At 68.9% G+C, this 24,993-nt stretch carries 18 protein-coding genes and 3 pseudogenes; 11 read left to right on the forward strand and 10 right to left on the reverse strand.

The window, feature by feature from the left end:
• Positions 1–47 precede the first annotated feature (47 nt).
• The 9 genes from R0D99_RS15205 to R0D99_RS15245 all read right to left on the reverse strand — a co-directional run bounded on the left by R0D99_RS15205 (position 48) and on the right by R0D99_RS15245 (position 11,204).
• On the reverse strand, positions 48–968 hold the full coding sequence (locus R0D99_RS15205; protein ID WP_317749018.1) for a hydroxymethylglutaryl-CoA lyase: 921 nt from the start codon (positions 966–968) through the stop codon (positions 48–50).
• A gap of 290 nt (positions 969–1,258) precedes the next feature.
• On the reverse strand, positions 1,259–3,271 hold the full coding sequence (locus R0D99_RS15210) for an acetyl/propionyl/methylcrotonyl-CoA carboxylase subunit alpha (protein ID WP_317749019.1): 2,013 nt from the start codon (positions 3,269–3,271) through the stop codon (positions 1,259–1,261).
• Between the two features lie 143 nt (positions 3,272–3,414).
• Entirely contained in the window at positions 3,415–4,176 is a 762-nt protein-coding gene (locus R0D99_RS15215; RefSeq protein ID WP_317749020.1) for a DUF4126 domain-containing protein, read from the reverse strand.
• 204 nt (positions 4,177–4,380) lie between these two features.
• Positions 4,381–5,166, reverse strand: a complete 786-nt coding sequence (locus R0D99_RS15220) for an enoyl-CoA hydratase/isomerase family protein (protein ID WP_317749021.1) — start codon at positions 5,164–5,166, stop codon at positions 4,381–4,383.
• A gap of 8 nt (positions 5,167–5,174) precedes the next feature.
• Entirely contained in the window at positions 5,175–6,329 is a 1,155-nt protein-coding gene (locus tag R0D99_RS15225) for a dienelactone hydrolase family protein (RefSeq protein WP_317749022.1), read from the reverse strand.
• Positions 6,326–6,832: a DinB family protein gene (locus R0D99_RS15230; RefSeq protein WP_317749023.1), complete on the reverse strand. Its 507-nt coding sequence runs from the start codon at positions 6,830–6,832 to the stop codon at positions 6,326–6,328. Before R0D99_RS15230 ends, R0D99_RS15225 begins: the two co-directional genes overlap by 4 nt.
• A 4-nt stretch (positions 6,833–6,836) precedes the next feature.
• The gene (locus R0D99_RS15235) at positions 6,837–7,709 is read right to left on the reverse strand and encodes a dienelactone hydrolase family protein (protein WP_317749025.1); all 873 of its coding nucleotides are present in this window, start codon (positions 7,707–7,709) and stop codon (positions 6,837–6,839) included.
• 10 nt (positions 7,710–7,719) lie between these two features.
• Entirely contained in the window at positions 7,720–9,342 is a 1,623-nt protein-coding gene (locus tag R0D99_RS15240; RefSeq protein ID WP_317749026.1) for a carboxyl transferase domain-containing protein, read from the reverse strand.
• Positions 9,343–9,491: 149 nt separating this feature from the next.
• Positions 9,492–11,204 carry an AMP-binding protein gene (locus tag R0D99_RS15245; RefSeq protein ID WP_317749027.1) on the reverse strand — a complete coding sequence of 571 codons (1,713 nt, stop codon included), beginning with the start codon at positions 11,202–11,204 and terminating at the stop codon, positions 9,492–9,494.
• Positions 11,205–11,345: 141 nt separating this feature from the next.
• Between R0D99_RS15245 and R0D99_RS15250 the strand changes: the two genes are divergently transcribed.
• From R0D99_RS15250 to R0D99_RS15260, 3 genes are read left to right on the forward strand one after another with little or no spacing between them, the layout of a single operon-like run.
• Complete coding sequence (locus R0D99_RS15250) at positions 11,346–12,452, forward strand: AraC family transcriptional regulator (RefSeq protein WP_317749028.1); 1,107 nt, start codon at positions 11,346–11,348, stop codon at positions 12,450–12,452.
• Positions 12,453–12,503: 51 nt separating this feature from the next.
• Positions 12,504–13,664, forward strand: a complete 1,161-nt coding sequence (locus tag R0D99_RS15255) for an acyl-CoA dehydrogenase family protein (protein ID WP_317749029.1) — start codon at positions 12,504–12,506, stop codon at positions 13,662–13,664.
• Positions 13,661–14,131 (forward strand): PaaI family thioesterase, encoded by a 471-nt coding sequence (locus R0D99_RS15260; RefSeq protein WP_317749030.1) that lies wholly within the window; start codon positions 13,661–13,663, stop codon positions 14,129–14,131. Before R0D99_RS15255 ends, R0D99_RS15260 begins: the two co-directional genes overlap by 4 nt.
• A gap of 251 nt (positions 14,132–14,382) precedes the next feature.
• Here R0D99_RS15260 and R0D99_RS15265 read toward each other — a convergent pair.
• Positions 14,383–17,074, reverse strand: a pseudogene (locus R0D99_RS15265) (GNAT family N-acetyltransferase).
• Positions 17,075–17,353: 279 nt separating this feature from the next.
• On the opposite strand from R0D99_RS15265, the gene R0D99_RS15270 reads away from it, so the two are divergent.
• The 8 genes and pseudogenes from R0D99_RS15270 to hemE all read left to right on the forward strand — a co-directional run bounded on the left by R0D99_RS15270 (position 17,354) and on the right by hemE (position 24,653).
• A complete protein-coding gene (locus tag R0D99_RS15270; RefSeq protein ID WP_317749031.1) occupies positions 17,354–17,869 on the forward strand; it encodes a CoA-binding protein in 516 nt (171 codons plus the stop codon).
• 83 nt (positions 17,870–17,952) lie between these two features.
• Positions 17,953–18,558 (forward strand): annotated as a pseudogene (locus tag R0D99_RS15275) (redoxin domain-containing protein); the annotation flags it as partial.
• A 167-nt stretch (positions 18,559–18,725) separates the two neighbouring features.
• Complete coding sequence (locus R0D99_RS15280; RefSeq protein ID WP_317749033.1) at positions 18,726–20,075, forward strand: O-acetylhomoserine aminocarboxypropyltransferase/cysteine synthase family protein; 1,350 nt, start codon at positions 18,726–18,728, stop codon at positions 20,073–20,075.
• Between the two features lie 8 nt (positions 20,076–20,083).
• On the forward strand, positions 20,084–20,641 hold the full coding sequence (locus tag R0D99_RS15285; protein WP_317749034.1) for a peptidoglycan recognition family protein: 558 nt from the start codon (positions 20,084–20,086) through the stop codon (positions 20,639–20,641).
• 284 nt (positions 20,642–20,925) lie between these two features.
• Complete coding sequence (locus R0D99_RS15290) at positions 20,926–21,732, forward strand: transporter substrate-binding domain-containing protein (protein ID WP_317749035.1); 807 nt, start codon at positions 20,926–20,928, stop codon at positions 21,730–21,732.
• A gap of 132 nt (positions 21,733–21,864) precedes the next feature.
• Positions 21,865–22,848, forward strand: coding sequence for a tripartite tricarboxylate transporter substrate binding protein (locus R0D99_RS15295; RefSeq protein ID WP_317749037.1), 984 nt, complete (start codon positions 21,865–21,867; stop codon positions 22,846–22,848).
• Between the two features lie 94 nt (positions 22,849–22,942).
• Positions 22,943–23,320, forward strand: coding sequence for a hypothetical protein (locus tag R0D99_RS15300; RefSeq protein WP_317749039.1), 378 nt, complete (start codon positions 22,943–22,945; stop codon positions 23,318–23,320).
• Positions 23,321–23,467: 147 nt separating this feature from the next.
• Positions 23,468–24,653: pseudogene (gene hemE, locus R0D99_RS15305) on the forward strand (uroporphyrinogen decarboxylase).
• Positions 24,654–24,993 lie beyond the last annotated feature (340 nt).

Below are 24,993 nucleotides of genomic sequence, written 5' to 3' on the forward strand. Positions count from 1 at the left end.
GGCAGCCCCACGCCATCAAGACAGGCGGTCGCGGCGCAGGCCATGGCTTACCCCGCGCGCTTGTTCAGCACCGCCGTCGCCACGCGCGAATTCGATTTGCGGCCCAGGAAGTCGCTGATGTACTGCCCGGCGTCGATCAGCTGGTCGAGGTCGATGCCGGTGTCGATGCCCATGCCGTGCAGCATGTACACCACGTCTTCGGTTGCTACGTTTCCGGTAGCGCCCTTGGCATACGGGCAGCCACCCAGGCCGGCCACCGACGTGTCGTACTGCCACACGCCCAGCTCCAGCGCGGCCAGCGTGTTGGCCAGCGCCTGGCCGTAGGTGTCGTGGAAGTGGCCCGACACGTCGTCGACGGCGTAGTGCCGCAACGTCGCCTCGATGGCCGCCTGCACCTTGCGCGGCGTGCCGACGCCAATGGTGTCGGCCACGCCCACGTGCTGCACGCCGATGCCCTTCATCAGGCCCGCCAGGTAGCCGACGCGCTCGGGCGCGATGTCGCCTTCATACGGGCAACCCACGGTGCAGCTCATGGCGCCGCGCACGTAGATGCCCTGATCGCGCGCGGCCTCCGCCACTGGGGCGAAGCGCTCGATGCTTTCGGCGATGCTGCAGTTGATGTTCTTCTGGCTGAAGGCCTCGCTGGCGGCGCCGAAGACCACGATCTCGTCGGGCCAGGTGGCGCGCGGGCCGGCAATGGCGGCCTCGAAGCCCTTCAGGTTGGGCGTCAGCACGCTGTAGCGCACGCCGGGCTGGCGGCGGATGCCGGCCATGACCTCGGCGTTGTCGCCCATCTGCGGCACCCACTTGGGTGACACATAGCTGGTGACCTCGATCTCCTTCAGGCCCGCATCCTGCAGGCGATGGACCAGCTCGATCTTGACGGCGGCGGGCACCGCCTGTTTTTCATTCTGCAGGCCGTCGCGCGGGCCGACGTCGACGATCTTGACACGGGAGGGCAAAGGCATGGCGGTTCTCGCTGTGGGCGACTGAAAAGTGAGGCAATGCGCGCTCGTCGCAGTGTAGCGGCAGGCGCCGCGCCGCGTGCGGGCGGAATGCGGGTGAAGGGACGCATCCACGGCAGGCAGCGGGTGGCATCTGCGCGCCGGCCGGACGACTTCAATTCAAAGAAAAAATGCTTGCAGCGCTGACCCATAAAGCGCAACGCGCTGCGTAATTAATAGCAAGCAGGGCAGACACTCGTGCCCGCGAGCAGCGCGCGCCACATGCGCGCGGGCACAAGTGCCCGCCCGACACCTCAGGCCGATGTCCCCAAGCGCAGCAGTTCCGCGCCATCCATCACCTGATCGCCCGGCGCGTACAGCAGCTCCTGCACCACGCCGTCCAGCGGTGCGGCGATGGTGTGTTCCATCTTCATGGCTTCCATCACCGCCAGCGGCTGGCCCTTGGTGACCTTGTCGCCGGGTTTGACGGCAAAGCTGACGACCTTGCCGGGCATCGGGGCCGTGAGTCGCCCGCCCTCGCCCGCGCCTTCGAGCGCGTGCGACAGCACGTCCAGTTCGGTGATCTGCGCCGCGCCGCGCGTGCCGAACACGTGCATGGCCTCGCCCAGCGGGTACACGCGCACCACCTGCCGGTCGGCGCCAGCGCGCACGTCGATGCGGCCGTCGGGCTGGGCAGTGAAGCCGATGGAGACCGGCTCGGCCTCGCCCACCTTCAGCTGAAGCCCGTCGTGCAGGTAGCGCAGCTTGGCAATGACCGGCTCGCCCGCGTACTGGAAGTCGATGCGGCGCGACGCGATGCCGTGCGAGCGGAAGCCGTCCGTGCGGCTGAACGGGTCGGCGCCCTCGCCGCCGCGCTCGGCCAGCACGGTCTGCGCCACGGCAGCGGCCACGACCATGTCGATGCCCAGCTTGTCCTGCTTGAACAGGCGGTCGGCCTCGCGCTGAATCAGCGCGGTGTCGAGCCTGGCCTGCGCGAACGACGGCGTGGCCAGCACGTGCCGCAGAAACTGCACGTTGGTCTGCAGGCCGGCGATGTGCGTGGCGGCCAGCGCCGCGTCCAGCTTGGCCAGCGCTTCTTCACGCGTTTCGCCCCGCACGATGAGCTTGGCGATCATCGAGTCGTAGAACGGGCTGATGGCGTCGCCCTCGCGCACGCCGTCGTCCACCCGCACTTCGTCGATTTCAAACGCGCTGTGCGGCGGCTTGCGGTACACGTGCAGCGTGCCGGTGGCGGGCAGGAAGTTGTTGTCGGGGTTCTCGGCACAGATGCGCGCCTCGATGGCGTGGCCCTGGATGTCCAGGTCGTCCTGCGCCAGCGGCAGCGGCTCGCCGCTGGCCACGCGCAGTTGCCATTCGACCAGGTCGAGGCCGGTGATCGCCTCGGTCACCGGGTGCTCGACCTGCAGGCGCGTGTTCATCTCCATGAAGTAGAACTTCATCTGCTCGGGCGCGTCGTAGCCACCCGGCTGCTCGACGATGAATTCGACCGTGCCCGCGCCGACATAGTTGACGGCGCGCGCGGCGTTGATGGCGGCCTGGCCCATGGCGTCGCGAATGCTTTCGGGCAGGCCCGGCGCGGGCGCTTCTTCCAGCACCTTCTGGTGGCGGCGCTGCACCGAGCAGTCGCGCTCGAACAGGTAGACGTAGTTGCCGTGGCTGTCGCCAAACACCTGGATCTCGATGTGGCGCGGGCGCTGCACGTATTTCTCGACCAGCACGGCATCGCTGCCAAAGCTGTTGATGGCTTCGCGCTTGCACGAATCCAGCGCGGCGGCAAAGTCTTCGGCCTTTTCGACGATCCGCATGCCCTTGCCGCCGCCGCCCGCGCTGGCCTTGATCAGCACCGGGTAGCCGATGCGGTCGGCCTCGCGCTGCAGCAGCGCCGGGTCTTGGTCGGTGCCGTGGTAGCCCGGCACCAGCGGCACGTGGGCGGCTTCCATCAGGCGCTTGGATTCGGCCTTCAGCCCCATCGCGTTGATGGCACTGGCGGGCGGGCCGATGAACACCAGGCCGTTGTCGGCACAGGCCTGGGCGAAGTCCTCGTTCTCGCTCAAAAAGCCGTAGCCGGGGTGGATGGCCTGCGCGCCCGTGGCCTTGGCGGCGTCGATGATGCGCTGCCACTGCAGGTAACTCTCTTTCGGCGCGCTGCCGCCCACGTGCACCGCTTCGTCGCACGCCATGACGTGCTTGGCGTGCGCGTCGGCGTCGGAATACACGGCCACGGTCTGCACGCCCATGCGGCGCGCAGTGGCCGCCACGCGGCAGGCGATTTCGCCACGGTTGGCGATCAGGATCTTTTTAAACATGGTGCCCTCCGTGGCTCATCGCCTGATGCACGCTGCGCGTGCCCGGCAATTTGGCAAGCCCGCGCTGCGCGCGAACACCACGGTTGGCGATCAGGATTTTTTTAAACAAGCGAGTCTCCTCAACAAATTGGGACGGGGCGCGGCTACGCGCCGCTGGGCGCCGGCGCGCCGCCGGCGAAGAACGCCTTCAGCTTCCGGATCACGATCTTCAAAAACTTCCACAACACGACCAGCAGCAGCACCGACACCACCAGCATTACCGCCAGCGCCACGCCAAAGGCCAGCGGGTGCTGCGTCGCCAGCCACATCACGCCCACGGCCAGGCCGTCCTCGAAGAACGAGGCCAGCCAGTTGCTGAACGGCTCGGGGCTGGTGTTGATGGCCGCGCGCGTGGTGGCCTTGGTGGCAAACGAAGTGGCCGCCAGCGAACCGCCCAGCAGGCCGGCCACCAGGCCCATGGCGCCGCTGTCGGCGCCGAACACGCTGGCCGCCAGCAGCGCGCCGCCGGGGATGCGGATGACGCTGTTGATCGAGTCCCACACGCTGTCGAGCCAGGGAATCTTGTCGGCAAAGAATTCGACCAGCAGCATGAAGCCGCTGGCGCCCAGCACGGCCGGGTGCATCAGCAGCTTCAGCCCCTCGGGCAGCGGAATCCACCCCGCGTAGCCCATGGCGCCGGTCAGAAACACCACCGCGTACAACCGGAACCCGCTGGCCCAGCCCAGCGCCGCCGCCAGCGCCATGAGCGAGGGCATGTCCATCTTGGCCACGGCGGGCGCGATGGCGCCGCCCACGGCCACGCCCGCCTGTCCCACGGCATTGCCCACCGCGGCGGCGGTTTCGCCATTGGGGTGGATGCCCATGCCGTGCAACCACTGGACGACGGATTGAATGAGTTCCTGCATGTGCGCGACCTCGCCTGGTGTCAGTGGCAGGCGCCCCGCGCCCGCCCGCGCACGCACAACGCGCGCGCCAGAGGCAAGGCTGACGCGTTGGCCGGCCGGTGGGCGTAGGACGCCGCCGCCATCCGGACACTGAAAGCTACATTATTCATAGCTGGCTGCGCTTGACTGGTGTGCGGCAAAGGCCAAAAACACATCAAAACCGCCTCATCCCGCCAGCCACGCCGGCTTGCGCTTTTGCAGGAAGGACTGCACGCCTTCCTTGCCTTCGTCCGACGCGCGGATGTCGGCGATGCCTTCCACGGTGCGCTCGATCAGCAGGCGCGTGATGTCGCGCTCGGCCACGTCCTGCACCAGCTTCTTGCATTCGCGCACGGCGTTGGGGCTGGCGCTGGTGAGCGCGCTGACCAGCTCGCCCACCTTGGCGTCCAGCGCGTCGGCCGCCACCACCTCGTGCACGAAGCCGATGCGGTGCGCCTCTTGCGCACTGAAGCGCTCGGCCGTCAGAAAGTAGCGGTGCGCCGCGCGCGGGCCCATGGCGCGGATGACGTAGGGGCTGATGGTGGCAGGGATCAGGCCCAGCTTCACTTCGCTCAGGCAGTAATTCGCCGTGTCCACGCTCACCGCCATGTCGCACGCCGCCACCAGGCCCATGCCGCCGGCGTAGACGTCGCCCTGCACGCGCGCGATGGTCGGCTTGGGGCATTCGTAGATGGCGCGCAGCATGAAGGCCAGCTTGCCGGCGTCCTCCAGGTTCTGCTCGCGCGTGTAATCGGCCATGCGGCGCATCCAGTTCAGGTCGGCGCCGGCGCAGAAGGCGGGGCCTTCGGCCATCAGCACGACGGCGCGCACGTCGGGGGCGTCGCCCAGTTGCACAAAGGCCTGCGACAGCTCGGCAATCACCTCGTCGTTGAAGGCGTTGCGCACTTCGGGGCGGCTCAGCACCACGGTGGCGACGTGGCCCTGGGTGGCGATGCGGATGGCGTTGGTCATGTTCGGGTTCACTCCTTCCAGACGACCTGGTCGTCCACGGCGTACAGCTTGCAGTCGGTCTTGGCGTGGCGCTGGCAATTGGCCAGCGCGCGCGCCAGCGGGTCGTCGCCCATCTCGGCCCAGGCCCAGGCGCCGCTGGGGCCGACGGCGAAGGCGCGCGGCAACTGCTTGGCCAGGAAGGCCTTGTAGCCGTCGCGCCCGCTGGGCTTGAGGTAGGGCACCTTGTCCACGTCATCCAATGCGGCAAAACCGCTGGCGGGCGGAACCGGTGGCTGTCCGGCGCGCAGCAGATCAGGAAAGCGCACCGCCGTCGGCAAGCCGGCGGCGGCCATGAAGTCGTTTACCTTGGGCTGCCACACCCGCTCTGCCGCGCGTGCGCCGAATAAAAAATGCGAATCGGTGCCAAATGACCCGGTGTTGACGACGTCGACCGGCGCACCCCCGGCGGCATAGGCATCGGCCATGGCCTTCCACACGCGTTCGGGGAAGAAGCTGTCGTTTTCGCCGTAGAACCACAGCGAGGGCACGCGCACCTGCTTGCCGTAGCTGCCGGCGGCGCGCGCCAGCGTGCCTTCCCAGCCCGAACAGTCGGTGTTGCGCAAGCCGCCGGCAAAGTTCACCAGGCCCTTGACGCCTTCCACGCCCGCGGCGCCCGCCGCCAGCGTGGTCCAGCCGCCGTGTGACTGGCCGACCAGCAGCACCTGGCGCCGATCGGCCCAGGCCTGCTCGCCCAGCCAGTCGATCACGGCCTTCACGTCCTCGGCCTGCACGCGGCCGTTGCTTTCGACATTGCAGCCGCCGCCGATGTAGCTGCCGGACGACTTGGAGAAGCCCGTGCGCATGGGCACCACCACGGCATAGCCGCGCGCCAGAAAGAAGCGCGCCGCACTCACGGGCTGATAGCGCGCCTGAAAGCGCACGTCGCCGGCCATCTTGCCGTGATTGATGACGACGACCGGAAACGGCCCCTGGCCCGGCGGGCGGTAGATGGTGGTTTCCAGTTCCGGGTTGAACAGCTTGCCGCGGTGCGGCACCATCACCACCTGCTCGCCCAAGCCGGCATTCAACTGCGGCGCACCGGCATTGACCTGCGCCCGCGCCACGCCCGCCAGCGCCAGCAGCGCGGCGAGCAACGCGGCTTTACTGCTGAACCATGGCTTCATCGCGCCTCCTGCTGCAGCATGTAGACCAGATCGAGTTCCGGGCACGGCTGGCCCAGCTGCGTCAGCGCGGCGGTGATCTGCCCGCGGTGGTGCGTGCTGTGGTTGAAGACGTGGGTCAGCGTAGCGGCAAAAGGCAGCGTCGCCGGCTGGCCGCGCGTGGTGGTGTAGCGCAGCACATCGTCGAAGCGCTCGGCCGGCCAGCTTTCGACCAGCGGCTGCCAGCGCGCCGCACCCTGCAACAGGCGCTCGGCGACGCGCGCGCGATCGGGCTCTGCCTCGTCATCCAGCGCCAGCCTGGGCGAGACGCCTTCGGCGAAGCGGCGGAACCACAGCAGCTGCTCGCCCACCAGCAGGTGGTTGAGCGTGCCGTGGATGCTCTTGAAAAACAGGCCGATGTCGCGCCGGTAGTCGTCATCGTCCACCGCCGCCACCGCATCCAGCAGGCGTGCCGTGGCCCAGGCGTTGTAGCGGGCCAGGGTGACGAAATGGCGTGTCGGGTTCATGGCGTCAATGGCCTTGGGCGCCCAGCACCCGGGCCAGAAAGCGCTCCAGTTCGGCCAGCGCCTGCGCACGCGCCGCGGGGTCGCCACCCTGGTGCACGCCGGCACGGTTGACGCCGTTGGGCACGTCGGCCCGAAAGCGCACCGGCGCCGTGCTGTCGAAGCCGTGGTAGGCGCCTTCGTAGGCGCGCAGCGTCACATCGGCGTGGCCCCTGGCCTGCTGCGCGGCGACAAAGCGCTGGCACGGCTCGGGGGGCGTCCAGTCGTCGGCGGCGCCCAGTTGCACGAGCAGCGGCACCTGCGGCGCCAGCACCGCGTTGCGCTTCACGAACGCGCCGCAGCCGGGGTAGAACACCGCCGCGCCGGCCAGCGCGGGCACGTCGCCCTGCGCGGGGTCGAGCACGGTGAGCGCGGTGGTGGCGCCGTTCGACCAGCCCAGCAGCGCCACACGCGAAGCGTCCACCTGCTGCGCCTTCAGCCAGGCCAGCGCGGCCAGCACGTCCTGGCGGCGCGTGGACACGCCGATCTGCCGGTCGCCATAACGCGTGCCGCACTGGCTGCCCAAGCCGCGTGAGCCAAAGCTGTCGGGCATCAGCACCTGGTAGCCGCGCTGGCCCAGCCACCGCACATAGTCGCGGTCGCGTGCCGACAGCCGCCCCTGGGGGTTGTGCAGGCCGCCGCAACCGTGCAGCGCCAGCACCACGGGCTGCGCAGCGCCAGATCCATTCGTGGCGGGAAACCAGTGCGCCCGGAGCGCCAGGCCATCCGGCCCCGGTAGCACGACGTCGGCCGCGTGCGCGGTCAGCGCGCCGGCGGCCAGCAGCGCGGCCGCGCCCCCGCGCAACACGCGGGCGCACGCCAGGCGCAGTCGGGCCAGCACCGCTGTCACCTCACATCCGGAACACGCCGAACTTCACGTCCGGCACCGGCGCGTTCTGCGCCGCCGACAGGCCCAGCGCCAGCACGCGGCGCGTGTCGGCGGGGTCGATCACGCCGTCGTCCCACAGGCGGGCGGTGGCGTAGTAGGGGTGGCCCTGCACTTCGTACTGCTGGCGGATGGGTGCCTTGAAGGCTTCTTCCTCGTCGGCAGACCACTGGCCGCCCTTGGACTCGATGCCGTCGCGCCGCACCGTGGCCAGCACGCTGGCCGCCTGCTCGCCGCCCATCACGCTGATGCGCGCGTTGGGCCACATCCACAGGAAGCGCGGCGAATACGCGCGGCCGCACATGCCGTAGTTGCCGGCGCCGAAGCTGCCGCCAATGATGATGGTGAACTTGGGCACGTTGGCGGTGGCCACGGCCGTCACCATCTTGGCGCCGTCGCGGGCGATGCCTTCGTTCTCGTACTTGCGGCCGACCATGAAGCCGGTGATGTTCTGCAGGAAGACGAGCGGAATCTTGCGCTGGCAGCACAGTTCGATGAAGTGCGCGCCCTTGCGCGCGGACTCGGCAAACAGGATGCCGTTGTTGGCGATGATGCCGACGGGCATGCCTTCGATGTGCGCGAAGCCGCACACCAGCGTGGTGCCGTAGCGCGACTTGAATTCGTGCATCTCGGAGTTGTCGACAATGCGGGCGATGATCTCGCGCACGTCGAAGGGCTTGCGCGTGTCGGTGGGGATCACGCCGTACAGCTCGTCTGCTGCATATTTAGGAGCTGCCGGCGCTTGGAGGGCGCCGGCATAGGCCTTTTTGGCATTGAGCCGCGCGACGGCTTCACGCGCCAGCGCCAGCGCGTGCATGTCGTTCTGCGCCAGGTGGTCGGCCACGCCCGACAGGCGCGTGTGCACGTCGCCGCCGCCCAGGTCTTCGGCGCTGACGACCTCGCCCGTGGCGGCCTTCACCAGCGGCGGGCCGCCGAGGAAGATGGTGCCCTGGTTCTTGACGATGATGGTTTCGTCACTCATGGCCGGCACGTAGGCGCCGCCGGCCGTGCAGCTGCCCATGACCACCGCGATCTGCGCGATGCCCTTGGCGCTCATGTTGGCCTGGTTGAAGAAGATACGGCCAAAGTGGTCGCGGTCGGGGAACACGTCGTCCTGGTTGGGCAGGTTGGCGCCGCCCGAATCGACCAGGTAGATGCAGGGCAGGCGGTTGGCTTCAGCGATTTCCTGCGCGCGCAGGTGCTTCTTGACGGTGAGCGGGTAGTAGGTGCCGCCCTTCACCGTGGCGTCGTTGCACACGATCATGCAGTCGACGCCCGACACGCGCCCGATGCCGGTGATGACGCCGGCGGCGGGCGCGGCGTCGTTGCCGTCCTTTTCCTTGTACATGCCCAATGCGGCGAGCGGCGCCACTTCGAGAAAGGGCGTGCCGGGGTCGAGCAGCATCTGCACGCGCACGCGCGGCAGCAGCTTGCCGCGGTCCATGTGCTTCTTGCGCGCGGCCTCGCCGCCACCCAGGCCGACCTTGTCGACCTGGGCCTTCAGGTCATCGACCAGCGCGCGCATGGCGGCAGCGTTGGCCTGGAAGTCCGCCGAGCGGGCGTTGAGTTTGGTTTCGATGGTGGGCATGGCGTAGTCTCAAAAATTTCAAATACAGGACGCGAAGGACGCAAAGGTTTCGCCAAGGGCGCGAAGGAAAACCTTTAAAAATCTGCTGGTTGTTCTTTTTGCGTCCTTGGCGTTCTTTCGCGTTCTTCGCGTCCGGTCAAGCTCCAGATTCAGGCGGTCTTGACTTCCTGCAGCCCCAACTCCTGCTGCATCTGCTCGCGAATCTTGAACTTCTGGATCTTGCCGGTCACCGTCATGGGGAACTCGGTGACGAAGCGCAGGTACTTGGGCACCTTGTAGTGCGCGATCTTGCCCTTGCAGAAATCGCGCACCTCGTCTTCGGTGAGCGTGTGGCCGGGCTTGACGACGATCCAGGCGCACAGTTCTTCACCGAAGCGCTGGTCGGGCACGCCGACCACCTGCACGTCCTGGATCTTGGGGTGGCGGTAGAGAAATTCCTCGATCTCGCGGGGGTAAACGTTCTCGCCGCCGCGGATCACCATGTCCTTGCTGCGGCCGACGATGTTGACGTAGCCTTCTTCGTCCATGGTGGCCAGGTCGCCCGTGTGCATGAAGCCTTCGGCGTCGATGGCTTCGCGCGTGCGCGCATCGTCGCCCCAGTAGCCCTGCATCACCGAATAGCCCTTGGTGCACAGCTCGCCGGTGGCGCCGCGCGGCACGGTTTCGCCGGTTTCGGGGTCGATGATCTTCACCTCCAGGTGCGGCTGCACCAGGCCGACGGTGGACACGCGCTTGTCCAGCGGCGTGGAGGTAGAGCTCTGGCAGCTGACGGGCGAGGTCTCGGTCATGCCATAGGCAATCGTCACCTCGCCCATGTTCATGTCGCGCTGCACGCGCTTCATCACCTCTATGGGGCACGGGCTGCCGGCCATGATGCCGGTGCGCAGGGTGCTGAGGTCGTACTTGGCGAAATCCGGGTGGTCCAGCTCCGCGATGAACATGGTGGGCACGCCGTGCAGGCCGGTGCATTTTTCCTTCTGGACCGTTTCCAGCACGGTGAGCGGGTCGAACGCATCGTTGGGGTAGACGATGCAGCCGCCGTGCGTCAGTACCGCCAGGTTGCCCAGCACCATGCCGAAGCAGTGGTACAGCGGCACGGGAATGCACAGCCGGTCTTCCTGCGTCAGCTTCATGGCTTCGCCGATGAAGAAACCGTTGTTGAGGATGTTGCGGTGCGTCAGCGTGGCGCCCTTGGGAAAGCCCGTGGTGCCGCTGGTGAACTGGATGTTGATCGGGTCGGTGTTGTGCAGCAGCCGCGCCACCTGGGCCAGGCGCGCGTCCTGCGGGTCGCCGGTCTTCATCAGGTCGGAAAAGCGCGTGAACCCCGGTTCGTCGGCGCCCTCACCTGCCACGTCGATCCAGATCGCGTGCTGCAGGTGCGGCAGCGTCTGCGATTCGAGCGGCTCGCCGGGCCGCGCGTGCGCCCATTCGGGCGCCAGCTCGCGCAGCATGCCCAGGTAGTCGCTGGTCTTGAAGCGCGGCATGACGACCAGCGCCTTGCAGTCGACCTTGTTCAGCGCGTATTCGACCTCGGCCGTGCGGTAGGCCGGGTTGATATTGACCAGCACCAGCCCGGTCATCGCCGTGGCCAGCTGCATCAGCACCCATTCGGCGTTGTTGTGCGACCAGATGCCGATGCGGTCGCCGGGCTTGAGCCCCAGGCCCAGCAGCGCGCTGGCCAGGCGGCGGCTTTCCGTCTGCAGCTGGCGGTAGGTGTAGCGGCGCTGCTGGTGCGCCACCACCAGCGCCTCGCGCTCGGGCACCCGCTCGACCATGGCGTCGAAAAAGGCGCCCAGCGTCTGTTCGATCAGCGGCGGCGTGGTGGCGCCACGGGCGTGGCTGGCGGCGAGTGCGGTGCTCATCGCGCTTGTCTCCTCGGGTCTTTGTTCAGGGTGCGCCAGCGGCATCCTACCGCGCGCATCGCAGCGAGCATAGGCGCAAGCCGTGTGCAAGGGGCGACACCCCGGTTGCAAATTGCGCCACACTGGCCTAGGCTGTCACCCATGCCTGCCCGCACCCTGCCGCGCTCCCCCGCCACCGGCCCTGCCCACACGCCGGGCGCCTTTGTCGGGGCCATCGTCCACGCCTATGCGCAGCGCGGGCTGGCGCCCGACGGTGCCCTGGCCAAGGCACAAATCAGGCCATACGAGCTGGCCGACCCGCAGCACCGCGTCACCGCCCAGCAGTTCGAGCGCCTGTGCGCCGCCGCCATGCAGGAGCTGGACGACGAAGCGCCTGGCTGGTTCAGCCGCCGCCTGCCCTGGGGCAGCTACGGCATGCTGGCGCGGGCGTCCACCGGCGCGCCGACGCTGGGCGTGGCACTGCGGCGCTGGTGCCGCCACCACGGCCTGCTGACCGACGATGTGAAGCTGAGCCTGCGCGTGGCCGGCGCCCAGGCGCGCATCGAAATCGCCGAGCACCGCGCCGTGCCCGAACTGCGCGAATTCGCCCTGCTGTCGCTGCTGCGCAACCTGCACGGCCTGGCCTGCTGGTGGATCGACGCCCCCATCGCCCTGCACGGCGTGCAGTTTCCGTTTGACGCGCCGCCGCACGCCGACGTCCACGCGCGGCTGTTTGCCAGCCCGGTGCGCTTTGGCGCGCCGCAGGCGGCGCTGCACTTCGACGCCAGTGTGCTGAACCTGCCGCTGCGCCGCGACGCCGCCGCGCTGGACCAGATGCTGCGCCGTGCGCTGCCCATTCTGGTTTGGCCGTACCGGCGCGAAGCCTCGCTGGCGCGCCGGGTGCGTCAGCTGCTGCAAAAACCGCAGGCCGCGCACACCGCGCAGACGCTGGCCGCGCAACTGGCCTTGTCGCCCCGCACGCTGCACCGCCAGCTGCGCAGCGAAGGCACCACCCTGCAGGCGCTGAAGGACGAGGTGCGGCGCGCCCAGGCCGCCGACCTGCTGCTGCGCACGCGCCAGCCGCTGGCGCGCGTGGCGCGCGCGGTGGGCTTCCAGAACGACAAGAGCTTCATCCGCGCCTTCCGCCACTGGACGGGGCGCACGCCAGAGCAGTTTCGCGCCCCGTCGGGCAAGGCCGCCCGCCCCCACGCCGCCGACGCCGCGCCGCCGGCCATCCCGCATTCGAGCGATCCGGCCGGCAAGCGCTGAGCCCCGCCACACCACCCCCTGCGCGACGGTCGCCTTGCTACAGTGCGCAGCATGAAGCCCGCCCCCCGCCTCCTTTTCAGCCCCGAGCACGACGCCTTCCGCGAACAGGTGCGGCGCTTCTGCGAACGCGAAATCGCCCCGCACCACGCCGCCTGGGAAGGCGCCCACGGCGTGCCGCGCGCGGTGTGGCGGCAGGCGGGCGACAACGGGCTGCTGTGCTGCTGGCTGCCCGAACACCTGGGCGGCCCGGGCGCCGACCTGCTGTTCGACTTCATCGTGGCCGAGGAGCTGGGCCGCATCGGCGCCACCGGGCCGGGTTTTGCGCTGCACTCCGTCATCGTCGCGCCCTATCTGGTGGCGCACGGCACGCCGGCGCTGCAGCAGGCGCTGCTGCCCGCCATGGTGCGCGGCGAAAAGATCGCCGCCATCGCCATGACCGAGCCCGGCACCGGCAGCGACGTGGCCGCCATCCGCACGCAGGCGCGGCACGACGGTGACCACTACGTGCTGAACGGCCAGAAGACCTTCATCACCAACGGCCACAACGCCGACGTCGTGGTGGTGGCCTGCAAGACCGAGCCCGACAAGGGCGCGCACGGCGTGTCGCTGCTGGTGGTCGAAGAGGGCATGCCCGGCTTCACGCGCGGGCGCAACCTGCGCAAGATCGGCCAGCACGCGCAGGACACCGCCGAGCTGTTCTTCGACAACGTGCGCGTGCCCGCCACGCACCTGCTGGGCAGCGAAGGCCAGGGCTTCAAGTACCTGATGCAGAAGCTGGCGCAGGAGCGCCTGCTGGTCAGCGTGGGCTGCCAGGCGCGCGCCGAAGCCGCCCTGCAGTGGACGGTGGACTACGTGCAGCAGCGCCACGCCTTCCGCCAGCGCGTGGCCGACTTCCAGAACACCCGCTTCAAGCTGGCCGCCCTGGCCACCGACATCGCTGCCGGCCGCGCCTACTGCGACCAGCTGATCGCGCGGCACCTGGTGGGCGAACTGGACGCCGTGGGCGCCGCCGCCGGCAAGCTGTGGCACAGCGAGCTGCTGGGCCGCGTCACCGACGAGTGCCTGCAACTGTTCGGCGGCTATGGCTACATGGCCGAATACCCCATCGCCCGCGCCTACACCGACGCGCGCATCGAGCGCATCTATGCGGGTACGTCGGAGATCATGAAAGAAATTGTCGCCCGCGATCTGCTCGACGCTCCCAAATCATGAGCACGCTGCGCTTTGCCAACCCCGACCAGGCGCTGATTCACCGCTTTATCGACGGCGGCGCGCGGCCGATCCCGTTCGATGCCAACCCGATGGCGCGCGCGCTGGGTGCCGAGCTGCGCGCGGCCGACCTGCAGGCCGGCCGGGTGGAACTGGCCTTCGCGCCCGACCCGCTGTTCATCCAGGGCACCGGCGTGCTGCAGGGCGGGGCGGTGACGGCGATGCTGGACTTCGCCATGGCTTTTGCCACGCTGGCGCACCTGCCAGTGGGCGCCTCGTGCGCCACCGTGAACCTGAACACCGCCTTCCTGCGCCCCGCGCCGCAGGGCCACTACCTGGCCACCGGCGAAGTGGAGCGGCGCGGCAGGCAACTGGCCTTCACCCACGCGCGCCTGATGCGCCTGGAAGACCGCGTCGTCGTTGCCACCGCCACGTCGACATTGGCCGTGATGCTGCCCGAACCGACGTAAAAATCGCCCCCAGCGCTTGCTGGACAAGCGCAAGCAGCTCACATTTACATAGCATAAAGTGAGGGGGCAGCCACCACCCTCACCCCAGCCCTCTCCCGCCAGCGGGAGAGGGAGCAAGGCCCAGGGCTGCGCAGCAAGCCCACCCGAAGGCCGCGAAGCAGGCCACGCGCGAACGCCGCGGAGCGGGCTTGGCCCGACCGCTGGCGTTGTCCCCCTCAGGGGGAAGGCGCGTCAGCGCCACAGGGGGGAACCTATAACGGGTGGGTCACCAACCGGAAGTCCGGATCGTCCGGATACGCCTTCACCTCGAAGCCCAGGCTGCGCATCAGCTTGAGCATGCCGTTGTTCTGCGTCAGCACCAGGCCGATGATTTCCTGCAGGCCTTTTTCGCGCGCCACGTCCATGATGCTGAGCATCAGGCGCGTGCCCAGGCCCTGGCCGCCGTAGGCGTCGTCCACCACCAGCGAGAACTCGCAGCTGTTCTGGTCGGGGTTGGTGATGTAGCGCGACACGCCGATGATTTTTTCCTTGGTCTGCTTTTCGCCGGTCTCGCTCACGCTTTCTTCCTGCACCACGGCGCACAGCGCCATCTCGCGGTCGTAGTCGATCAGCGTGAAGCGCGACAGCATGCCCGGCGGCAGTTCGGCCATGTTGGAGACGAAGCGGAAGTAGCGGCTTTCGGGCGACAGGCGCTTCATCAGGTCCTGCAGCATCTGCGCGTCGTCGGGGTGGATCGGGCGCACGGTGTATTCGCCGCCGCCGCGCAGCGGCCACAGCTGCTCGTAGCGCTGCGGGTACGGCAGGATCGACAGGTGGCCATACTTGCCCGCGCGGCCGGGCGAGGTCTGCGCCGCCGGGCCGATGACGATGCGCGCGTCCACGGCCAGCGCGCCGCGCTCATCCACGATGATGGGGTTGATGTCCATCTCGCGCAGCTGCGGCAGCTCGCACACCATTTCGGACACGCGCAGCAGCACCTGCTCCAGCGCCGCCATGTCGACCGGCGGCGCGCCGCGCCAGGCGCCCAGGGTTTCGTGCACGCGCGACCGCTCAATGAGGCGCCGCGCCAGGAACTGGTTGAGCGGCGGCAGCTCCATGGCGTGGTCGTTCATCAGCTCGATCATGGTGCCGCCGGCGCCGAAGGCGATCACCGGGCCGAACGGCTCGTCGGTGACCACGCCGATGTACAGCTCGCGCCCGCGCGCCTTGCGCGCCATGGCCTGCACCGTCACGCCGTTGATCTGCGCGTCGGGCTGCTTGGCGCGCACGGCCTCCATCATGTCCTGCCAGATGTCGCGCACGGCGGTGGCGTTCATCACGTTCAGCGCCACGCCGCCGACATCGCTCTTGTGGCTGATGTCGGGCGAATCGATCTTGAGCGCCACCGGAAAGCCGATCTGCGCCGCGATCATCATGGCCTCGTTGGCGCTGCGCGCCAGCAGCGTCTGCGTCACCGGGATGTGGAAGGCCGACAGCAGCGCCTTGGATTCCATCTCGGTCAGCACCTTGCGGCGCTCGGTCAGCACGCTTTCGATCAGCAGGCGCGCGCCTTCCACGTCGGGCGGCGCGCCGGGCGACAGCGGCGGCGGCGTCTGCTGCAGCAGCTGCTGGTTCTGATAGAAGCTGGCGATGTTGCCGAACGCGCCCACCGCCGCCTCGGGCGTGCGGAAGCTGGGAATCGTCGCGTCGGCCAGCACGTGGCGCGCCGCGCCGACCGACGAATCGCCCATCCAGCAGGCCACCAGCGGCTTGCTCATGTGCGGGCGCACCTGCTCCAGCTGGCGCGCCACGGCTTCGGCGTCGCCGCCGAACTTGGGCGAATAGATGACCAGCACGCCGTCGACCGATCGGTCCTTGGCGGCCACGTCGAGCGCGGCGCGGTAGTGTTCGGCGGTGGCGTCCTCGCTCAGGTCCACCAGGTCGCCCAGCGACGCGGACTTGGGCAGCAGCGGGGCCAGCGCGCGCTGGCTTTCTTCGCTGAGCGCGCCCAGCTGCAGGCCCAGCTCGTTCACATAGTCGGCCGCCAGCACGCCGGGGCCGCCGCCGTTGGTGATGATGCCCAGCCGCCGCCCCACCGGGCGGTAGCGCGAGGCCAGGCACTTGGCGGCCGAAAACAGTTCGACAAACGAGCGCACGCGCACCGCGCCGGCGCGGCGCAGCACGGCGTCGAACACCTCGTCGCTGCCCACGATGGCGCCCGAATGCGTCTGGGCGGCCACGTTGCCGTCCTGCCGGCGGCCGGCCTTCAGCACCACCACCGGCTTGCTGTTGGCGGCCGCGCGCAACGCGCTGGTAAAGCGCCGAGCGTTGGCAATGCCTTCCATGTAGACCACGATGCCCTGCGTGTGGCGGTCATTGGCCAGGTAGTCCAGCACACCGGCCAGCCCCACCTGCGTGTGCGGCCCCAGCGCGATGACGGTGGAAAAGCCGACGCGGTTCTGCTGCGCCCAGTCCAGGATCGAGGCCGTCAGCGCGCCCGACTGCGACACCAGCGCCAGTTGACCCTGGGAGGCCAGTTCGCCGGCCGAGCTGGCGTTCAGCTGCAGCATGGGGCGCTGGAAGCCCTGGCTGTTGGGCCCCAGCAGCCACATGCCGTGGCGCTTGGCCACGCGGTGCATTTCCTGCGCGCGCGCCAGGTCGATGCCGCTGGACAGCACCAGCGCGGCGCGCACCTTGATGCGGCCGGCCAGTTCCAGCGCGGGCAGGATTTCGTCGTCGGCCAGCGCGATGATGGCCAGGTCGGCGCGCGCCTGCGCCAGGTCGCCCAGCGTGCCGGTGGTGTGGATGTCGAGCGGCAGCACCTGGCCCTTGAAGGGCTGCTCCTGCATGTGCGCCAGTAGGGCGCGCGCCTGCGGCGTCTGGCGTTCGGGCTGGCCCTGCGGGCCGGTGAACAGCACGATGGACTTGGGCTCGAACAGGGGGGGTCAGGTAATGCTGGTCCATGAGGCAGTGTGGGCGCCGAGGCGCCGCAAGACAAGGGTTAACCCGTATTCTGACCGCGATTTCCCTACCGGGAATCGGGTCTTGGCCCTAAAGCCGCGCGATCCGTGCAATTCGACCGGCCTGCGGGCCGGCGGCGATGCGCCATGGCAACAGCGGCCCCGGTGTCGTTTGCTATGGTCAATGTAGCTGACTGCGCTTGTCCGGCCAGCGCTGGCGGCCGATTTTGCTGGAAATCGACGCCCCCTCGCGCACGCCGCCCACGCTGCGTACACTGCGCCCATGCCCCGCACGCCCGACACCATCTCGACCCTGCGCCGCGTGCTGGCCGAATGCCGCACGCTGGCGGTGGTCGGCCTGTCGCCGCAGTGGCACCGGCCCAGCTTCTTTGCCGCCAGCTACATGCAGTCGCACGGCTACCGCATCGTGCCGGTCAACCCGGTGGTGGCCGCCAGCGGCGGGCAGATCCTGGGCGAGCGCGCCTTTGCCAGCGTGCGCGAGGCCGACGCCGCGATCCGCGCCGAAGGCGGGCGCATCGACATGGTGGACTGCTTTCGGCGCAGCGAAGACATCCCGCCGCTGGCCGAGGACGCCATCGCCATCGGCGCGCGCTGCCTGTGGCTGCAACTGGGCGTGGCGCACGAAGCCGCCGCGCGGCAGGCCGAGGACGCGGGGCTGGACGTGATCCAGAACCGCTGCGTCAAGATCGAGCATGCGCGCCTGTTCGGCGGCCTGGGCTGGGCCGGGGTGAACACGCGCGTGATCTCGGCGCGACGGCCCACCGTGCTTCCGTATTGATAGCTACCTGCGCTTGCCAGTAAAGCGCTGGCGCCCGAAATGAACACCCATCAACCGCCTGGAGACTGACCGCCATGCCCCTGATGCACCGCCGCACCGCCCTGGCCGCCGCCGCTTGGCTGGCGCTGGCCGCGCACCTGCCCGCGCACGCCGCCCGCGTGGGCCAGCCCGCGCCCGACTTTGCGCTGCCCGACACCGCCGGCAAGACCGTGCGCCTGGCCGACTTCCGCGGCCGCTACGTGGTGCTGGAATGGACCAACCCCGGCTGCCCGTTCGTGCGCAAGCACTACGAAAGCGGCCACATGGGCGCCACGCAAATGCTGGCGCGCGATCAGGGCGTGGTGTGGCTGGCCATCAATTCGACCGAGACCGCCAGCAGCGACTACCTGGAGCCGGCGCGCCTGGCCGACTGGCTGAAGCAGCACCAGGGCACGCCCAGCGCGGTGCTGATGGACCCGGAAGGCACCACCGGCCGCGCCTACGACGCCAAGGTCACGCCCCACATGTACATCGTCGACCCGCAGGGCCAACTGATGTATGCCGGCGGCATCGACAGCATCGCCTCGGCCCGGGTGGCCGACATCGAGCGCGCCACGCCCTACATCAAGACGGCGCTGGCGGACATCGCGGCCAAGCGGCCGATTGGGCAGCCGGTGACGAAGCCGTATGGTTGCACGATCAAGTACAAAACCCCCCTGAGTCGGCCTGCGGCCGCCTTCCCCCAAGGGGGACAACGCCAGTCGCCGGCACAGGTCCGGCGACGGCGTTCTGGCATGGCCTGCTCCGCGGCCACTCGATTGGAATGCTGCAATTTTTATAGCTGTTCGCGCTTGCTAAATAAGCGCCGAGGGCCAGAATGACCGATAAAGACAAGCTTTCCGGCGACCGCGCCTTTGGCTTTGCCACCCGCGCGGTGCATGCGGCGGCGGTGCCCGACGCGGTGACGGGCGCGCGCGCCACGCCGATCCACCAGAGCACCAGCTTCGTGTTCGACAGCGCCGACCACGCGGCCAGCCTGTTCAACCTGCAGACCTTTGGCCATGTTTACAGCCGCATCGGCAACCCCACGGTGGCCGTGTTCGAAGAGCGCATGGCGGCGCTGGAAAACGGTCGCGCCGCGCTGGCCTGCGCCAGCGGCATGGCGGCGCAGATGACGGCGCTGCTGGCCATCCTGAAGGCCGGCGACCACATCGTGGCGGCCAGCACGCTGTATGGCGGCACGGTGGGACAACTGGGCGTGGGCTTTTCGCGGCTGGGCATCGAAACCACCTTCGTCGACCCGTCGCGCCCCGAGCACTTTGCCGCCGCCATCCGCCCCAACACCCGCGCGGTCTACGGCGAAACCATCGGCAACCCGCTGGTCAACGTGCTCGACATTGTTTCAATAGCCGACGTGGCGCACGCGCATGGCCTGCCGCTGGTGATCGACAACACCGTCGCCAGCCCCTACCTGTGCAACCCGTGCGACCTGGGCGCCGACATCGTGGTGCACAGCGCCACCAAGTACATCGGCGGCCATGGCACCACCATGGGCGGCGTCATCGTCGAAGGCGGCAAGTTCCCGTGGGACAACGGCAAATTCCCCGAAATGGTGGAGCCCAGCCGCGCCTACCACGGCGTGAAGTTCTACGAGACCTTCGGCGACTTCGGCTACACCATGAAGGCGCGCATGGAAGTCAACCGCACCTTCGGCGCCGTGCTGTCGCCGCTGTCGGCCTGGTTGCTGCTGCAGGGCAGCGAGACGCTGCACCTGCGCATGCGCGAGCACTGCCGCAACGCGCGCCGCGTGGCACGCTTTCTGCAGCAGCACCCGCGCGTGAAGTGGGTCAACTACCCCGGCCTGCCCGATTCGCCGTACTATGCATTGGCGAGCAAGCAATTCAGGCCCGTGGCGGGCGACGGTGGTGAAACGCAGGCCGCGCCGGGTGCCTCCGGCATACTAACCTTCGGCATCGAGGGCGGCGCGGCAGCCGGCGAACGCTTCATCGACGCCTGCGAATTCCTGAGCCACCTGGCCAACATCGGCGACGCCAAGACGCTGGTCATCCACCCCGCCTCGACCACGCACCGGCAGCTGAACGACGAGGAACTGCAGCGCGCCGGCGTCAGCGCCGACATGATCCGCCTGTCGGTGGGCATCGAGGACATCGACGACATCCTGTGGGACATTGACCAGGCGCTGCAACGCAGCGGCGCCGCGCGGTGACAGCCCGCATGGCACGCCGGCGTGTGCTGGCCCTGGTTTCGCTGGCACTGCTGGCCGCGCCCGCCCACGCGCGCCGCAGCGGGCCGCCGCGCGCGCAGCCGGTCGATCTGGTCGTCATCCACTCCACCGGCGGGCCGACCTGTGATGCGCAGGGTCGGCCGATCTGGGTGCCGGCGGGCGAGCTGAACGAGAACCTGCGCCAGATCGAGGCGCACCCGCGGCTGGGCATTCACTGGATGATCGACAAAGGCGGCACGGTGCGCGCCAGCGTGCCCGAGTCGCAGGTGGCGCACCATGTGCTGACGCACAGCCGCCGCTCCATCGCCATCGAGCTGATCAACGACGGCGATGGGCGCGACCCGTTTCCGCCGGCGCAGGTCGACGCGCTGGTGGCGCTGCTGAAGGACATCGCGCGCCGCCACCCCGCGGTGACGCGCGCGGGCGTGCGGCGCCATTCCGACCTGGACCGCGGCCGCATGCCCTGCGCGCCCGAGCGCCGCCGCAAGGTGGACCCGGGCGACGCCTACCCGCACGCGGCGGTGCTGGCGCGGGTGTTCGGCCCCTAGGAGTCTGCGCGGCAGAAGGAGGGTCGGCTGCAACGCGCGAGAAAACGGTCCATCGCGGCGCTACCTCCGGCGCCCATAGCCCGGCAATGGGCTTGTCGGTACACCGAAGCTGTCCTCGTTTTTCGCGCGTTTCGCTTCGACGCCTTCTACCGCGCAGACTCCTAGCGCGGATACCCCCTATCCGGGGGGGGTCGGCGGCGGCGCGATTTCAGTGTTTCCCCGCCGGGTCGGCCAGCCCGTTCCATCGCAGAATGGGCGGGTTCCACCACTGACCCACCCGATCCATGCGCTCCATTTCCACCGCACTCACCTTGGCCGCCGCGCTGTCGCTGACGGCCTGCGCCACCGCGCCCAGTGCGCAGCGCCCGTCAACCGCAGGCGCCTCGGCACTCGACACCGTCCTGCAGCGCGGCGTGCTCAAGGCCTGCATGCCGGGTGACTACAAGCCGTTCGGCTTTCTCAAGGCCGACGGCGCGTACGAGGGCATCGACGTCGACCTGACGCAATCGCTGGCCAAGGCCATCGGGCCGAATGTGAAGGTTGAATACGTCAAGACGACGTGGGCCAAGCTGATGGACGACTTCACGGGCGGCGCCTGCGACATCGGCGTGGGCGGCATTTCGGTGACGACCGACCGGCAGAAGCGCGCGTTCTTCAGCGCGCCCTACATGGTCAACGGCAAGACGCCCATCGTGCGCTGCGCCGACGTGGGCAAGTTCCAGACCCTGGCGGCCATCGACCAGCCGACGACGCGTGCCATCGCCAACCCCGGCGGCAGCAACGAGCGCTTTGCCAAGTCGAGCTACAAGCAGGCCAGGCTGACCATCCACACCGAAAACCTGACCATCTTTGACGAGATCCTGGCGGGGCGTCAGGACGTGTTCGTCACCGAAGCCGCCGAGGCAATGGTGCAGCAGCGCCAGAAGCCGGGCCTGTGCGCGGTCAACCCCGACAAGCCGCTGCAATACGGCGAAATCGCCTTCCTGCTGCCGCGCGGCGACACGGTGTTCAAGGCCTTCGTCGACCAGTGGCTGCACCTGTCGAAAGCCACCGGCGAATACGCCGCCATCGAAAGCCGCTGGCTGCGCTGACCGCTGCCCGGCGTGCGGCGCCGGCCAACCGCCGCGCGGCATGCTTGATCGGCCCGTTGGCGAACGGCCCCGCACCCGGGGCGTTCGCGACGGCAAGCCACCCATTTCACACCACCCGGAGGAACCCCACCCATGACCACCCGCCGCCAACTGCTGGCCGCCTCGATCGCCATCACCAGCGCGCTTGCCGCATCGCCCGCGGCGGTCCACGCCCAAGGCGCCGACTGGCCGGCTGGCCGCCCGATCAAGATCGTGGTGCCGTTTCCGGCCGGGGGCAGTTCGGACGCCGCCGGGCGCCTGGTGGCCGACAAGCTGTCGCAGGTGCTCAAGACCAGCGTGGTGATCGACAACAAGGGCGGCGCGGGCGGCATGATCGGCACCGACATGGTGGCCCGCTCGGCACCGGACGGCTACACGCTGGTGCTGGTGGACGTGTTCCACACCAGCACGCCGATCTACACGTCAAAGATGCCCTACCACGCGGTGAACGACTTCACACCGATCGCGATGGTGGGCAAAACGCCCGGCTTTCTGGTGACGCACCCGGGCTTTCCGGCCAAGACGGTTCAGGAGCTGCTGCGCTGGGGCCGCGCCAACCCGGAGCGGCTGTCGGTGGCCATCGCGGGCACCGGGTCGGTCGTGGTCGATCTGTTTCGCGCGCGCAGCGGCGTCAAGTTCGTCACGGTGCCCTACCCCGGCAGTTCGCGCGCCATGGTGGACCTGATGAGCGGGCAGGTCAACGCCTTCATCACCACCATGACCAGCGCCGGCAGCAACGTGCGCAGCGGCAAGATGATTCCGCTGGCGGTGACCGGCCCGCGCCGTCACCCGGACTTCCCCAACGTGCCGACCTTTGCCGAGGCCGGCGTGCCGGGCATGGACTACGAACAGTGGTTCGGCCTGCTCGGGCCGGCCAACATGCCGCGCGCGGTGGTCAACCGCCTGTCGGCCGCGCTGGTCGAGGTGCTGGCCATGCCCGACACCCGGCAGCGCCTGAACGCGCTGGAGCTGGAACCCGGCAACGGCAGCGTGGCCGAGATGAAGGCGCAGCTCGAAGGCGACTACGAGCGCTGGCAGAAGCTGGCGCAGGAGCTGAACATCAAGCCCGTGAACTGACGGCCCGGCGCGCGCGCGTGTCGTCCGCCCGCGCGGCCCGAACGTTAGGCTGTGCAGCAATCTGTCACACGCTCACCCAGGAAGGATTCGCCCCATGCGCCGCTCCACCGCCACCCTGACCGCCACGCTGGCCCTGGCCGCGGGCCTGACCAGCCTGCCCGCGCACGCCGCGCCGGGTGATTCGCTGGAGCGCCTGCTGGACGGCGGCGTGGTCGAGGCACTGGTGGCGCGCGCCCTGGCAGGCATGGATTTCGACGCCCTGCTGGGCGGCTTCGAGCAGTCGGCGCGCGCCGCCGCCGAAGGCCGCGCGCCGGACCCGGGCGTGCTGGCGCAGTCGCAGGCCCGCATCGAACAGCGCATGGCGCAGGTCGGCCCCGCCCTGGGCCGCGATGCGGCCGGCGTGCTGGTGCCAGTGCTGCAGCAACTGCGGATGGAGCTGATGCGCGAACTGGCCACGCCCAGCGGCGATTGACGCCGCCGGGCCGTCCTGGCGCCGAATTGCCCCCACGCCCGCACCCGCGGGCGTTTTTCATGGGACTTGCGGCCTTGCCTGCGCGCCAACCGCCGCCCGTGCGATGGCGCGCTGGCCAGCGGGCGCCAGCCTGAGACAATGGAGCCCATGAGCTTCGCCCCCCTGCAAAACGACACCTTTCTTCGCGCCTGCCTGGGTCAGGCCACCGACCACACGCCCGTCTGGCTGATGCGCCAGGCCGGCCGCTATCTGCCGGAGTACTGCGCCACGCGTGCACAGGCCGGCAGCTTCATGGGGTTGGCGACCAACGTCGACTACGCGACCGAGGTCACCCTGCAGCCGCTGGCGCGCTACCCGCTGGATGCGTCGATCCTGTTCTCCGACATCCTCACCGTGCCGGACGCGATGGGGCTGGGCCTGTCGTTCCAGCAGGGAGAAGGCCCCAAGTTCGAGCGCGTGGTGCGCGATGAACCGGCTGTGGCCGCGTTGGCCGTGCCCGACATGAACAAGCTGCGCTACGTGTTCGACGCCGTCGCGTCGATCCGCCAGGCGCTGAACGGCCGCGTGCCGCTGATCGGCTTTTCGGGCAGCCCGTGGACGCTGGCGTGCTACATGGTCGAAGGCGGCGGCAGTTCGGACTACCGCCACGTCAAGTCGCTGATGTACGCGCGACCCGACCTGATGCACCGGGTGCTGGCCGTCAACGCCGACGCGGTGGCGCGATACCTCAACGCGCAGATCGACGCCGGGGCGCAGGCCGCGATGATCTTCGACAGCTGGGGCGGCGTGCTGGCCGATGGCGCCTTCCAGGATTTCAGCCTGGCCTACACGCGCCGCGTGCTGTCGCAGCTGAAGCGCACCGGCGCCGACGGCGCCGTGGTGCCGCGCATCGTGTTCACCAAGGGTGGCGGGCTGTGGCTGCCCGAGATGACGTCGCTCGACTGCGACGTGCTGGGGCTGGACTGGACCATGAACCTCGGCGCGGCGCGCCGCATCGTGGTGGAAGCCGCCGGACGAAATACTCCTGAATTCATAGCTTCCGGCGCAGATGCAGCAAGCGCTGGAGGCCAAAAAAGAGCCTTTGGCAGCACCCCGAAGGCCTTGCAGGGCAACATCGACCCGAACGTGCTGTTCGCCCCGCCCGAGGCGATCCGCACCGAAGTCCGGCGGGTGCTCGACAGCTTTGGGCGCCCCCCACGTCGACGCGGCCGCGCCGGGCAGCACCCACATCTTCAACCTGGGCCATGGCATCAGCCAGTTCACCCCGCCCGAGCATGTCGAACACCTGGTGGATGAGGTCCACCAGCACTCGCGCCGCCTGCGCGCGGCCTGAACGGGGCCGCGCGTAGGACGGTGCTTACGCGCAGCGCCGGGCGGCGTCAAGGGGCTGCGACGTTTTTTTTGCGCTTTCCGACGCATTCAGGGCTTGACTTATGCACAAATGCCGACGCTGTCCGCCCGCGGCACGTGTTGCAAAACGATGCGCGCTACAAAACGCGAAGCGCTCGTAAGTGATTGATTTTATTGAGTTTCAAGTTCTGCTCTTTTGGTGGGCAGCCTAACTAAAGCCTTGATGGACAAGGGCTCCCGGCCCGCGGCGGGGAAATGTCAACAAAGTTATCCACAGAAATTGGGCATGACTCGGGTTCGACTTTCAAAACAACGACTTAGCA

Origin of the sequence: Ottowia sp. SB7-C50 (genome assembly GCF_033110285.1) — a bacterium.
In the GTDB taxonomy this organism is placed as follows: Bacteria; Pseudomonadota; Gammaproteobacteria; order Burkholderiales; family Burkholderiaceae_C; genus Ottowia.